We start from the raw sequence: 13,342 nt of genomic DNA, 5'->3' as shown, positions 1-13,342 counted from the left end.
TGTAATCAGCATCAATTAAGCTTATGTAAACATGCACAGCAGCTCGTCCATTTAGTCAGCACTTTTGCAGGTAAAAGGTTCAGTAACCGTTTGTAAGGGTTATGATCAGACATGTCGGGCTGTAATTGGTTAAACTAAAGTAGAAATAAAAGAGCAATAGAAGAGTGAGAATATCAAACAAATTTACGAAAACGTTTGCGCCATTGTCAATTGTTAACGTTAACGGTCGAGATCAGCACTATTACCTTGAAACATAACTTAGTGTATAAATGATTATAAAATCTAATTTTCTGCATTTAACTCTATGACCATACTGGTTAGGGGCATTAATTTACCAGGTGTTAAATTAAGTCCCATGGTCATTAAATAATTCCCGCTAAATGTATGGCCATTTTCAGAAAGGTTTGATTTTGTGCCTGGCATAAGGTTTGTTTCCTGCACCTTATATAACTTATGCCCGTCAAGTCCCTGCAAACGCACCCGGTTAAATACCTCTTTATAACGAGTGTTCAGGTTATAATTGAACAAAACCGCTTTTGATCTCTCATCATTTACATACATGGTTACCATTCGGTTTTCTTCGTAGGGTGAAATAATGCGATACAGATCTCCAAACCATATGATATTGCTAAGCCGGTTATAGTTTTTAACTGCCTGTTTGCTAAACTGCAGCTCTTCTTCAGTCATTTTACTAACCTTTATATCATACCCAAGTTTATCCATCATGGCAACATCTGTTTTAAATTTTATTGACTGCTTGCCCCATGAGGTAACATGACTGGATATGGTTAGCGCCGGAAAAAAATTACTGTAACCCCATTGTATATACACGCGTTCCAGGGGGTCTGTATCATCACTGGGCCAAAATTCTGTGAAATACTTTAAGGCGCCATAATCTGTACGCCCGCCGCCGCCAGAACATAACATAATAGGCAAATGCGGATATTTTTGACGTAACTTATCTAATATTTTATACAAGCTTAAAGTATAATCTACATATAAGGCCGATTGCCGATCCTTTAAATACGACGACCATGCGTTGGTCATGCTCCGGTTACAATCCCATTTTATATAGGCTAAACCCGGGTTTTTTGTTAGCATATCATCAACAATACTATACACATAATCAGCTACCTTGGGGTTTGTAAGATCAAGCACTAACTGATTGCGCTGATAATTTTCTTCGCGGTTGGGTAGCTTTAGTATCCAATCAGGGTGCTGTTCATATAGTTCGCTTTTAGGGTTTACCATTTCCGGTTCCAGCCATATGCCAAATTTTAAACCTTTAGCTTCCGCCTGTTTTACCAGGTAACCAATGCCGTTTGGTAATTTTGCTTTGTTTTCTTGCCAGTCGCCTAAACCGGCTTTATCATTATTACGCGGATATTTGTTCCCAAACCACCCATCGTCCAATAAAAACAGATCGGTACCCAGTTTAGTGGCGTCATCAAATAAATTCACTAATTCCTTTTCATCGAAATTAACGTGTGTAGCCTCCCAGTTATTCAGCAACGTTAAGCGCGGTTTATTACCGTCGAGCACACCATAATTACGAGCCCATTTATGTAAATTACGACTGGCCTGTCCCTTTCCATTGGCAGAATAAGTGAAAATAAAGGCCGGCGTAGTAAAAATTTGACCCTTCTTTAATTTATAGGCCGATGCATAAGAATTGACGCCTGATATTACCCTTAAGGCGTTACGCTCATCAATTTCAAAGTGAAATTTAAAATTACCGGTCCATGCTAATGTGCCCGCTATTAACTCGCCGGTTGTTTCGTCGGTAGGTTTATTCAGTGCCAGGAAAAACACCGGAGTTTGGTACATGTCCGCACGTGTGCCTAATTTACTGTCAATCTCTTTAACACCGCTTGTAAGCTTACTCTCCTGCATTTTCATTTCAGAGGCCCAATCACCGTGAAACTGTGTAAGCCAATAGTCCTTTGCCTCCAGGTGCAACATTGATGAGGCATAATCCTCCAGTGTTATTTCACCTTTTTCATTGTTTTTAATTTCGGCCCAGGATTTTATAACATCCTCCTTGTTAAACGCCTGATAATGCAGGATTACCTGAACCGGGTATTTTGGATCCTGTAATATGATGTTTGTTTCTGATACGTTATCATCCGGGTTTCTTGTTGTATGACTAACGTACTTTAATTCGAGCGAGGGGTTATTATCGCTATGCGTTAAACGGATCGCGGGTTGCAGCAGGTCTTCCATTCCTCCGGCAACATAGGCTTCATGTTTACCTTGTGGAATCAAGCGGGTTTCCTCATCATTTAAAAACCGCTTCCCCAGATACGACTGGTAAACCCTGTTATTGGTGCCAACCGTGAGCACCATACTCACGTTTTTTGTATTGATTAAGATTTGCTTATTGCTTTGCGCGGTTACAACGGCTCCGCTGCAAAAAATAATAAAAGAAACGGCCAGTATAAATTTATTCATATAAAGGGTTTGACTTTACCTGGATAAATTCCTTTTGATAGTTTAAAGGACTTTTGCCGGTGATAAGCTTAAAATACTTGTGAAAATTTGTGAAATTGTTAAATCCGCTTTCGTAACACAGCTGTTTTAAGGGCAGTTTATTTTCTATAAGTAATTTACAGGCCTGGCCAACCCTTATCTCCAGTAAAAATTTAGAATACGTTTTGCTCGTACGCGATTTAAAATAACGACAAAACGAATTTGGACTGATCCCTACCAGGTCGGCAAGCTCATCCATGTGTATTTTATTTTTGAAGTTTGCCAGTGAGTATTCATAAATAACATTGATGCAATCATTTTGCGATTTTTGAACGTTGGGGCTAAACCCAATTGACGACAGACAATCGGCCTGATCACACTCGGCAATTGCATTTAAAGCCTCCATTAATAAAATTATCTTTTTTGAGCCGCCGGCTGTCAGCAGCATCTCCATAATTTCGGCTATAATTTTTTTCGTTTTGCCGGTAATTTGAATCCCACGCCTGGCTTTTTCCAGCGTAGTTTTGATCAACTTATTTTCCGGGAGCTGCAAAAAACCATTTCCCCAAAAGTTTTCACTGAAATGAGCCACGCGTATATCAACCTCGGCGCTGTTGGCCTGCGAAAAATGGCTATCATCAAACCGCCAGTAATGTGGCAAGTAAGCACCTACCATCACAATATCGCCAGCCTTAAACTGCCGTATGTTATCACCGATAAACTGTGTGCCGCCGCCTTTTTTAAAATGGATCAGTTCTACTTCGGGGTGATAATGCCATCGGTTATTAATGCAGGGAACGAGGTCTTGCCTTACACTAAACGATTGAGCAGGGCCGGCCGATACTTTCAATAAATGTGGCTTCATTCAACTTGATTTTTTATTGGTTAAATAAATTATATAGTTATTGTTCAAGGACAGCTATATCAGCAAACCTTACATCTTCATCCCTGATATACGCCGGGCTTTTTAAGCTTCGGTAAATTCCCCATTTTGGCCTGCAAAATGATGTACCCTTTCGCCACAGGTCAATATCATTATTGGTATAGTTAAGCAACACCTTACCATCGGCTACACGTTTAATATCAGCGCTGTAGGTGCCGTGACTGTCATATCGTAATCTTTCGGTCACTTCAACCCAGGTTCCTTTAAATTCGGCCAGGTTAACGCGGATTAAAACCCCTTGCGACGTTTCCTTTACCGAACCCGTATGGATGATCTCAAATTTATCAGGCTCGCCAAACCGTGGAGTAAAGGTTACAATAGGCGCCCCGGAATCCCCGTCGCCGGCTTTTATTTGATGTATATGGGTAAAAGTTGGCTGCGCCTTAAAGCCGCTATCTATTTTAAATTTCCATTTATAAACAACCGTTTCACCTTGCTCACCCTTCAATTTAGCTGCAGAAGGTCCATAAGTTTTTATCTCTACCCGCTCCCTGTCATAATTTCTGCACCGGTCATTATCTTCTCTAACGTGGCTGTGAAAAACAAATACATATTCATTTAGCTGTTTATCAAAAACTTCTGTAATATGTTTAACAGGGTGCGCGCAATCTGGCACTTCACAGGCGTCACCACCCAATACACCAGATATTTGCTGATATGCATCATTACTTCCGTTGGCTTTCAAAACAACCTGCCCTTTCAGCAGGTTGTTTATCAGTAGTAATGCGACAATTAAAAATGCCGGGCTTCTAAAAAACATGATAAATTTTGATTTCATTTAATCGAGAGCGCCGGTTTTCATTTTACCGGTTGAATTAGCAGCCTGTGAGCCAATGGTTCCCTTTACCTCTACCTTAATAACAGTGGCAGTGGTATCTGTAGCCTTGTCAGGTACATTTATAACCAGCCCATCGTTAGCGGCTTCAGTTTTTAAAGCGGCTCCGCCAGCCAGCATTTTAGCGCTTACAACATCGCCCTTTAACCCCGGAACAACCAGCTTGCCATCTGAAGGCCAATTAAATACCGAGAAATACAGAACAGTATTTTTACCGCCTGGCTTAAGGGTACAACGGCCCCAGCTTAGCGGTTGCAGTGGGCTTGCCTTAGTAGCATATATAGCTTCGCCGTTTACTTTCATCCATTCGCCCATCCTTTTTAACGAGGTTATACTTTCCTGCGGAAATTCGCCCTCGGCATCTGGACCCACATTTAAGAGATAGTTGCCACCTTTTGAAGCAATATCGATGAGGTTATGGATTAGCGTTTCGGGGGTTTTCCATTTATGGTCATAGCTTTTGTAACCCCAGGTTCCGTTCATGGTCATACAGGTTTCCCAGTCTTTTCCGTCAAGCTCGCTGAGGTTAGGTATCTTTTGTTCGGGTGTTTTGTAATCACCAGCAAAATTGGGACGTTTAAGGCGATCATTGCTGATAATGTTGGGTTGCAATGTTAAAACATCATGCAGTTTCTGCGCAAACTCATCGGTCATAGCCGTTGGAGTATCCCACCATATTACGGCCACATCACCATAATTGGTAAGCAGTTCTTTTACCTGTGGAACGGCTACCCTGTCAATATAATCGGCCATGGTAGCAGAAGTTTGCATCGGATCCCAATGGCCGCTATTTTCCTTCGTATAAGCATCTATTTTTGCAGAATCAGGATTTGGCCACCCTTCACTGCTCGCCTTACGTGCAGCCGCCCCGCCCGGATTGTTCCAGTCCTGTGCCTGTGAATAATAAAAGCCTAATTTAATGCCATATTTTTTGCAAGCTGCAGCCAATGGTTTTAAAACATCTTTACCATAAGGTGTTGCATCAACAATATTCCATTTACTGGCCTTTGATTTAAACATGGCAAATCCGTCATGGTGTTTTGCGGTTATCACAATATATTTCATACCAGCTTCTTTAGCCAGTTTAACCCAGGCATCGGGGTTATATTTTACCGGATTGAATTTTTTGGCAAATTGCTGGTACTCCGCCACGGGGATCTTGCCCCTGTTCATGATCCATTCGCCGCCGCGGCCCACTTCATGCCCTTTGTACACGCCCGCCAGCTCGGCGTAATCGCCCCAATGTATAAACATACCAAAACGGGCTTCTCGCCACCATTTCATTCGCTCATCGCGTGAAAGTTCTTTTTGAGCAAAAGCGGAGTGCATAAAAAATACAGATAGCAAACACGCTATAAAAAGTTTTTTCATAAGGTTTTATTTGTAGCAGAACTAACTCTGCAATGGTTTATAATAATGTTTGTTAGCAAGTTAATTGGTATAGTAAGCAGTTGGTGTACTACTAACTATCATTATATAGTACAATCATCGTGAGGTTTGGTACCATTACGACAGGTGATAATTTTACGAAAACGTTTTCGTTGGTGTTAAATCTTACTACCTGATTTCCCGTTTTCCAGATACAATCCGAAATTACTTATAGCCACATTCGTTTTAGCTTTAAGAACGGTTAGTTTTACTTTCCAGGCAATGGTTGGGGGGAACTTCACGATCAGGTTTTTCCCTATGGTGGTTCCGTGCGCCAGTAATTTCCAGTCGCTATCTAATTGCGCTTCAACCTTATATTCTTCAATATGTTGGCCTAATGCTTCGCTAAGTTGCAAGGCATTCATATTTACCGGGCCTTCCATATCAATTTCGAGGGCTGCTTTTGTAACTCCATCATCGGTACACCAATAAGTGTTTTGGTTGCCATCAACAGATTTTTCGCCCCCAAACTCGTGGGTATTGCCTTTTACATCACTGGTATTAACCGGCCGGGCAAAGGCCAGATTTAAACCCAATGTTTTATCCCCATCTGTTTTAACCGGTAAAACACTCACCACTTTATTAGGAAACATTTTTTTTGAATTAGCAATATAACCTATGTTTTTAATGCCCTGCGTACCTGCGCGCTCTGCCAGCTGGGCCAGGTACAGGCTTTGTATACCAACCGGCGACCCGTGCGAATCAAAGTTTCCATCGGGTAAAACAGGGTTGCTGTCAAACAAGCGTGCAGTTTGTTCGCGTTTACCTATACAGCCAATAGCCCAGTTTGCAGCGCCCGGTGGATTCTGAATAATATATGTTTTGGCTATGCAATTCCAGGCTACGGCCCATCCCATTGTCCAACCGTGGCCCGAACCGGCAATACCGCGGTTCATGAAATCAATACCGCCATCAGGTACAGTGCAATTATCAACCAATAATCCGGTAGACCAACGCTGATGCGGCTGGATGCGGCTGCCAATGCCTTTAAACGTACAGTTAAGTAAAACATTAGGACCCGCAATTAATGAGGATGTCCACACGAAATACATATTGCCACCAGTGATTTCACACCTATCGATGAGGTTTTGACTACCTTCCAAACTAAAATCTGTTGGTTTTGATGCACCCAGATTAGCATAAGTATGCTTAACTATAACTTTTTCCATGGTGATCCTGTTGCCGGCAAGCACGGTTGTGTTCATCGTTTCTTCGCAGTACACATCCTTAACCCAACAATCATCGCCACCAACGCGTACACCTGCGTAAGGGGCATGCCCGTAATCAATTTCAAGCGGCGGGCATTGAATATGCAAGTTTTCCACACCAACCTGCATAACACGTGGGGCAGGCATTGCCTTTACAACTATTGCGCCCGGTGGATTTAAAAACTTTGCATCATAAGAATCAGCCAATGGGATGTCCAACGTGAGTTTATTGCCCGCAATTGCTATGATCTTTCTTTTGGTAACGCCATGTGCGCCTGTTCTGATCCAGGTTTGTTTTTTGCCATCGCGCCACATATTATCCATCCCCATAAAATGCACCCAGCTTTCGGTTACCGGCCGGTTAATATTAATGATATCGCCAATCTTAAATCCCGAGGCATCAGCTACCGTAAAAGATACACTGCCCGAGGGCACATAGGCGTCCGTAATTGATGTTCTGATAGTATTAACCGTACTGCTATCCGCTTTTTCGGTTCTTCCTAATGCCACGTTGGTATTACCCCTGCCAATTACTATAGCTGTATGCGGGCTGCCAACCATTTTAATGATAGTACCTCCTGCCCCGCTGCCATGGCCACGCAACACAACACCGCTTACCGACAAAACAATGAGGCCTGAACATGTGAATGTGCCTGGAGCCAGTTCAACTGTTCCCCTAAAACCGTTTTTTAAGGGCATTGCAGCTACCTCATCAATGGCGTTTTGAATAAGTTGGGTATCATCATTTCCGCCGGAAGGTTTTACCAGTCGTTTTGCCGGCACAACGGGCAGCGCTATACCGCCGCCCATATAACCAGCGTGCGAAAAATCCATGATCTTATCGCCGGCCGGGGTGGTTTTATAAACCAGTTTACCATCTTTACCCCAGTATACCCATTCGCTTTCAATTTTTTGAGCCGATGTAATATTGGTTATCAGCAAGCTCAACAGAAGTAGTGCAATTTTTTTCATACGTTCATTTAGCATTATAATCAACATCATCGGGATTGAGGATATGTGCTTTAACAGGTGAATTGCTCAGTTCATCGGCGCCAATATCAAGCTGCGTGGTACGCGATTGCCCGTCCATGTCGAACTTTACACCGGAATATGAACCAACAGCATGGTTAATAGCTGGGCTGCCTGGTTGAAGGTGATAAGTGCCATCAGATGTTTTAGCCAGCTTAGGGTCTACAATTTTATAGCTGTCGGCCGGCATATTCCCGGCATCCTTTACATTGAATAAAATATTGCCTGCCCATTGCGGATTGGAATAAGGTCCGGCTATGGCAGCTGCCTGGCCTCCTCCCTGAATAATATTATTGGCCACGGTGATATAAGTAGCACCCATACCATTTTTACGACTGGTTTGTATAATGTTTTCCTTATTATTAATCAGCGTATTAAAAGCAATCAGTACCCTGTCGGGCCGGTCATGAGCAGTGAGCTGTGCGCCATCGGCTACTTCGCCGTCGCCATTACCTATTACAATGGCCGAACTACAATTTTCAAAATAGTTATTATAGATCAGGTGGTCGTCGCCAAATATTCTTAGCCCCGGTGTATTGATAAAATAATTACCATAAACAAGGCTTTTATTACCATGACGCAGTGTAAACTGCGCCGGACAGTTACGAATAGTATTATACCTGAGTGTTACTGCTGATGCTTTAACCGAGATCAATTCATTTTCACCCTCGCATTTTTCAAATAAGTTATATTCAACAATGCTGTTGCTTGATGATAAGCTGAACCCGCTCAAGCCAAATTGGAGTGCTTCTGCACCGTTTTTACCTCCCTGACTTGCCTGATTGTTGAAATAATTATGATGGATATGTAACCTTTCGGCAATTTGCTTATCCTGCCCGCGAATGGCAATAAATCTGCCCATGGCGTTTTTATTTTGAAAGGTATTGTGGTCAACTTCCTGATCACTTCCGGCAATAGTAAAATCCTCACCATCGCCGGGGGTTTCAAAAATATTTTGAGTAAAGCGGCAAAAGCTGGTACCCGCACCTGTTTTGGCCCGTGATGCTGCATGCGTAAACTTAAATCCCCGGATAATAATATACGCTGCGGGGCTTATTAAGCTAAAGCCGCCTTTTCCGGTAATTTCTGCAGCGCCAGCATGTTGAGCGGCAACAATGATGTTTTTTGAAGGCGTGCCTTTTTCATTAACAATAATATCATCCGTAGTTGTATACACACCATCGGCTAATTGGATAACGTCACCGGGTTTGGCCTTATTGATAGCCTTTTGCAGCTCGGCAATGGATGAAACCGTAATAGTGCCTGCCAAGACTTTTTTTGACGGCAATAACAATAAAATAACAAGCACAGCAACTAATGCGGCGTTGCCTGTTTTTAAATAAATTTGAAGATATCTCTTATACATTATTAAAAGTTTTTATGATGACCTGGGAATATGAAACCACTAACATCGACTTATTTCCCAGTGGTTTAATTGTATAAAGAAGCTAATTGATACACTCAATTGGCCTTATCATTATTGTTACAAAACAGGTATCCCGGATGTAACTATTCCCGTAACCTTATTGCCTGGGTAGATGCGCCTGAGGTTACAACCAATGCTTTACCGGCTTTTGAGATATCCCCGCCCTCTATTTTAATATTGGCACATGTTGAACCTTCGGCCTGTAGTAAGTTTGTTACTGGGGTTAGCACACGCAGCGCGGTGACCAAAATATCCTGAGTGTTTATAAATCGTAATAACGATTCCGCATTTTTTTGTCCCTGAGCACTTAAGCCATTCACTGTTGCATCTTGTACATTATCAAGGATTAGGGCCGGGCGCATATCCGGGCTGGTCATGGCAAATCTGATGTTATGGAGCGTTAACCCCCGCACATTCCGGGCGTACATGCCATAGGCCGGAGGAATACCAATCTGGTAATATTCGCCCGCAACTTTAGGAACATCCCTTACTGATGCATGCTCTGCGGTACCTCCACCCGGAAAAGTGACATCCACATTGTTAAAAGAAATATTCTCTAAATAAACATCGTTCATAGCGTTCAGCGTAATACAGGAAAATATTTCTCCGGGATTATATTTACTGGCAAATTCCGAACCCCGAAGCGGAACAGGTTTTACCACTGTAGCCTGGATATTGTTAAAGGAAATATTTCGTATAATCCCCGGGGTGTCAGTAACTTTATTAACCGAAGATTTGGCGGTACCCAAACCTATGGAGATGGGCCCGGTTACATCCTTCATTACCAGATTTGAAAATGTGATATTCTCAAACCGTGATCCGGGAGAACAGCGCATTTTTATGGGACAGCCATAGGTTTCGTAAATAAGGCAATTAGAAACCATAATATTTTCGGCTTCGCCTCCCCCAAAACGAAACACCGACCATCGTGTGCTAAAAGAGCAATCGGAAACAGTTACAAACTTACAGCTGCCAAATAGAGCACAGGCATCATCCTGGCTTTGCACATCGCAGTTGCTCACATGTACATAGGTACTGCCAATAAAATGGAACCCGTCATTATTGTGAATCACCTTGCCCCGAATGTACAATCCTTCCATTTTTACATAAGAGCAAAGGCAAACACGCACAGAGTGATAAGCGCTGTTGATAAGCGAAATGTCACGGACGGTAAGGTTTTTGCATTGGTAAAAAAGTAAATGGTAAGGCCGATGATTGCCTGTAATACCGGCGGGCGGCAAAACTCCTTTAGTATCGCTGCGGAACTGCGCGCCCTGCCCATCAATGATCCCGTTGCCCTCAATAGTGATATTTTCGGCGTTGGCTGCAAATATCAACCCTACATTTCCATCGTTCATTGTCCATCCAATGTCAAGGGGGATAGCGTCACTGGCATGGTATTGCCTGCCATCCGCACTTCCTAACAATTTCCCTTGTGCCGCAATGTGAAGTGTAACGTTGCTTTTTAATTCGACCGTTCCTATAACAAATACTCCGGCAGGCACCAGCACCGTACCGCCCTGTTCTTTATTGCAGGTATCAATTGCTGTTTGCAAAGCCGCTGTATCCAATGCTTTACCATCGCCTTTTGCGCCAAAGTCGCGAATGTTATAAACCCGGGCACCCATATCATTACCGGTTGCTTTTACTTGTGGCAGGCGCCCAGCACCAAAGGTATGGGATGTAACTGCTATTAACCCTGTGCCTAAAGAAACCTTACCCATTGCACCCAACCAATTGCGGCGGGATATTGCTTTATTATCTTGATCTGTCATCAGTAATTCAATTTTGGTTTGTTTAAATTAACCGGCCGTGGCAGGGGTGTCACGACCGGTATTAAGTAAGATCAGTATTATTTGGTTTGATAGTAAAGCACCTTGTCAATTACCTGTATAGCTCCGTTTATGGCTAAAATATTGGTTGTCCGTACATTTATATAGCCAACAGAATTGGAAAAATCATTTAACCGTATGTTATAGTTCTGATCGTTATTAATGCGCAGGGTCATTACGGAGTTAGGGTTTAACGGGTCATAGTTTAACGGTTGCAGCGTAGTAGCTGTAACGTTAGTCGGAGTTAAATTATTAAATGAGTATGCTCCTTGCACAATAAGATACAACAGGTAATTTTTCACCTGCTCCTTGGGGTAATCGCTCCATTTTGTACCAGGTTTACCATTTACCAGGTATTTGCCCCAATAACAATCATCAGTAATGGTGGGTACACTATTCACTAAGGTTGTCCTGAAAATGGCATCGTTGTGTAATAGTATAAATGTGCAATTGGTTTTGATATATAAATTGGTATCAATACCCGAATATTCAATGGCCTGGCGCATCAGTTTAAAAATGGTATCCTTTGCAGCAAAGTTGTAACTGCGGTCTTTAATAAACTGCCAGGTAGTTTTATCAATATGCGGATCAAGCACATAAGGGTGATAATCAGCATTTTCCTGCATCTTTAATCCGGCCAGGTTACAGCTTGCCACGCTTATTAAAAAGCCTGCGAAAGCAAACCATAAACCTGCCTGTTCTATCTTTTTCATATGATATAGTTTTGATTAATAAGGTGGATTTTGAGTGAGTTTAGTATTTGCATTCAGCACATCCTGATCAATGGGCCAGAATATGGTCCTTGGGTCGCCAAAGCCTGTAGCGGGAAAACCCTTTTGTATTTGCCTGTTCCTGAGTATTGGATCCATAATGCTGATAGTTATTCCAGTCCTTTGCAGATCAAACCAGCGTTTAGCTTCACAAAACAATTCCAGTTGTCTTTCGCGCAGAATTCCGTTGGTGTTAACCGGGCTGCCATAAAGCATGGCGTCGGCATTGGCAAAATCACCGGCCTGGTAGGCTGGCAAGCCAGCCCTGGTACGTACCATGTTCAAGTAAATCAAGGCATTGGCCAGGTCGCCGGTCCTGTTTAAAGCTTCGGCGCGTAAAAGGTAGATATCAGCCAGGCGGTATAGCGGAAAAAGCAGGTTTGCCTGAGGTGAATTAGGATATATCTGATTGCCGTTCTTATCCAAATTGGGCGCATAATACTTTAAAATTTTATCATGTGCCTTCACTTTAAAATCAACGGTCTGCGCGCCTCGGATGTCTGTTGTGGCTGTAGTAAAATAATTCCACATGGCCGGGTCAACGGCAAAATCGCTATTGGTATCGCCGGCGCCTATTGCCTGCGACGTTTTGTTACCGCCATCAACCGTAAAATCCCAGTTTAAGCTCCAGATATCCTCTTTGGTATTTAACGGAGAGGTGAAAATATTTTTCCAGGTAGCGGTAGGTTCCAGGCTATAACGCTTCAACGCAAAAAGATTATCACACCATAACAAAGCATTGGTGTAATCATGATTATACATGTAAACGTCCATCAGCGTGGCTGCAATGCCACCTGAATTCATATTCCAAACCACTGAGGTCGTCTTATCTGACAGATCATAGGCTTTGAGCAGATCAGGCAGGATAACATTTTTTACGACATCAGCCGCTGGTGTTACACCCTTATAGGGGTCAGTTGTCAGGTCTTCATATGGTTCTGTCCATACGGGGACGTTTCCCCAAAGCCTGATGAGCCAGAAATAGCAGTAAGCCCTTATCGCTAAGGCCTGAGCCTGAAGGTCTTTTGACAGGGCTGGGTCAATTACGGCAATAGTTGGAATATATTTGATAGCGAAGTTAGCACGGCTTATGGTTGTATAGATCAGTGTCCAGTCAGACCCGGTGATGGTGGGAGTTAAAGCATTAACAGCCAGAGAACTATAATAAGTAGGGTGAAAAGTAAAGTTATCACTTCTAAAATCGCCCCAATAAATAAACTGGCTGTTAAACATATCCTGAACGCCATCATAGATCCCGGCAACACCCGCCTTGGCATCGTCGGCTGTTTTCCAAAACTTATCACCCCCTAATTGGCTTTTAGGCGGTTGATTTAATAGCTTTTTACAACTAAATAGTGAGATTGCCAGCATCAAAAAAGCAATATTTAACACTTTTTTCATA

Annotated in this window: 9 protein-coding genes; all 9 read right to left on the bottom strand. The window is 42.7% G+C overall.

Going from position 1 to position 13,342, the window contains the following annotated elements; all coding sequences use genetic code 11:
* Window positions 1–282: 282 nt before the first annotated feature.
* Window positions 283–2,451: an alpha-galactosidase gene (locus tag J2W55_RS04785; RefSeq protein ID WP_310092545.1), complete on the bottom strand. Its 2,169-nt coding sequence runs from the start codon at window positions 2,449–2,451 to the stop codon at window positions 283–285.
* Window positions 2,444–3,334 (bottom strand): helix-turn-helix domain-containing protein, encoded by an 891-nt coding sequence (locus tag J2W55_RS04780; protein WP_310092543.1) that lies wholly within the window; start codon window positions 3,332–3,334, stop codon window positions 2,444–2,446. The genes J2W55_RS04785 and J2W55_RS04780 overlap by 8 nt, the downstream gene beginning before the upstream one ends.
* 37 nt (window positions 3,335–3,371) lie before the next feature.
* The gene (locus J2W55_RS04775; protein WP_310092541.1) at window positions 3,372–4,172 is read right to left on the bottom strand and encodes a heparin lyase I family protein; all 801 of its coding nucleotides are present in this window, start codon (window positions 4,170–4,172) and stop codon (window positions 3,372–3,374) included.
* 18 nt (window positions 4,173–4,190) lie between these two features.
* Complete coding sequence (locus J2W55_RS04770; RefSeq protein WP_310092539.1) at window positions 4,191–5,618, bottom strand: alpha-L-fucosidase; 1,428 nt, start codon at window positions 5,616–5,618, stop codon at window positions 4,191–4,193.
* Window positions 5,619–5,794: 176 nt separating this feature from the next.
* The gene (locus J2W55_RS04765; RefSeq protein ID WP_310092537.1) at window positions 5,795–7,855 is read right to left on the bottom strand and encodes a discoidin domain-containing protein; all 2,061 of its coding nucleotides are present in this window, start codon (window positions 7,853–7,855) and stop codon (window positions 5,795–5,797) included.
* Window positions 7,856–7,859: 4 nt separating this feature from the next.
* Window positions 7,860–9,278, bottom strand: a complete 1,419-nt coding sequence (locus J2W55_RS04760; protein ID WP_310092535.1) for a chondroitinase-B domain-containing protein — start codon at window positions 9,276–9,278, stop codon at window positions 7,860–7,862.
* A gap of 143 nt (window positions 9,279–9,421) precedes the next feature.
* A complete protein-coding gene (locus J2W55_RS04755; protein ID WP_310092533.1) occupies window positions 9,422–11,113 on the bottom strand; it encodes a glycoside hydrolase family 28 protein in 1,692 nt (563 codons plus the stop codon).
* Window positions 11,114–11,190: 77 nt separating this feature from the next.
* Complete coding sequence (locus tag J2W55_RS04750; protein ID WP_310092531.1) at window positions 11,191–11,883, bottom strand: fasciclin domain-containing protein; 693 nt, start codon at window positions 11,881–11,883, stop codon at window positions 11,191–11,193.
* 15 nt (window positions 11,884–11,898) lie between these two features.
* On the bottom strand, window positions 11,899–13,341 hold the full coding sequence (locus tag J2W55_RS04745; RefSeq protein WP_310092529.1) for a RagB/SusD family nutrient uptake outer membrane protein: 1,443 nt from the start codon (window positions 13,339–13,341) through the stop codon (window positions 11,899–11,901).
* Between the last annotated feature and the right edge of the window lies 1 nt (window position 13,342).

This window comes from Mucilaginibacter pocheonensis (assembly GCF_031456535.1).
GTDB classification, from domain to species: domain Bacteria; phylum Bacteroidota; class Bacteroidia; order Sphingobacteriales; family Sphingobacteriaceae; genus Mucilaginibacter; species Mucilaginibacter pocheonensis.
This window is presented reverse-complemented; position numbering and strand designations above follow the sequence as displayed.

Excerpts from the sequence above, each read along its gene's own strand:
- J2W55_RS04765 (WP_310092537.1), bottom strand. The coding sequence starts at position 7,855 with ATGAAAAAAATTGCACTACTTCTGTTGAGCTTGCTGATAACCAATATT.
- J2W55_RS04760 (WP_310092535.1), bottom strand. The coding sequence starts at position 9,278 with ATGTATAAGAGATATCTTCAAATTTATTTAAAAACAGGCAACGCCGCA.
- J2W55_RS04750 (WP_310092531.1), bottom strand. The coding sequence starts at position 11,883 with ATGAAAAAGATAGAACAGGCAGGTTTATGGTTTGCTTTCGCAGGCTTT.
- J2W55_RS04780 (WP_310092543.1), bottom strand. The coding sequence starts at position 3,334 with ATGAAGCCACATTTATTGAAAGTATCGGCCGGCCCTGCTCAATCGTTT.
- J2W55_RS04770 (WP_310092539.1), bottom strand. The coding sequence starts at position 5,618 with ATGAAAAAACTTTTTATAGCGTGTTTGCTATCTGTATTTTTTATGCAC.
- J2W55_RS04745 (WP_310092529.1), bottom strand. The coding sequence starts at position 13,341 with ATGAAAAAAGTGTTAAATATTGCTTTTTTGATGCTGGCAATCTCACTA.
- J2W55_RS04775 (WP_310092541.1), bottom strand. The coding sequence starts at position 4,172 with ATGTTTTTTAGAAGCCCGGCATTTTTAATTGTCGCATTACTACTGATA.
- J2W55_RS04755 (WP_310092533.1), bottom strand. The coding sequence starts at position 11,113 with ATGACAGATCAAGATAATAAAGCAATATCCCGCCGCAATTGGTTGGGT.
- J2W55_RS04785 (WP_310092545.1), bottom strand. The coding sequence starts at position 2,451 with ATGAATAAATTTATACTGGCCGTTTCTTTTATTATTTTTTGCAGCGGA.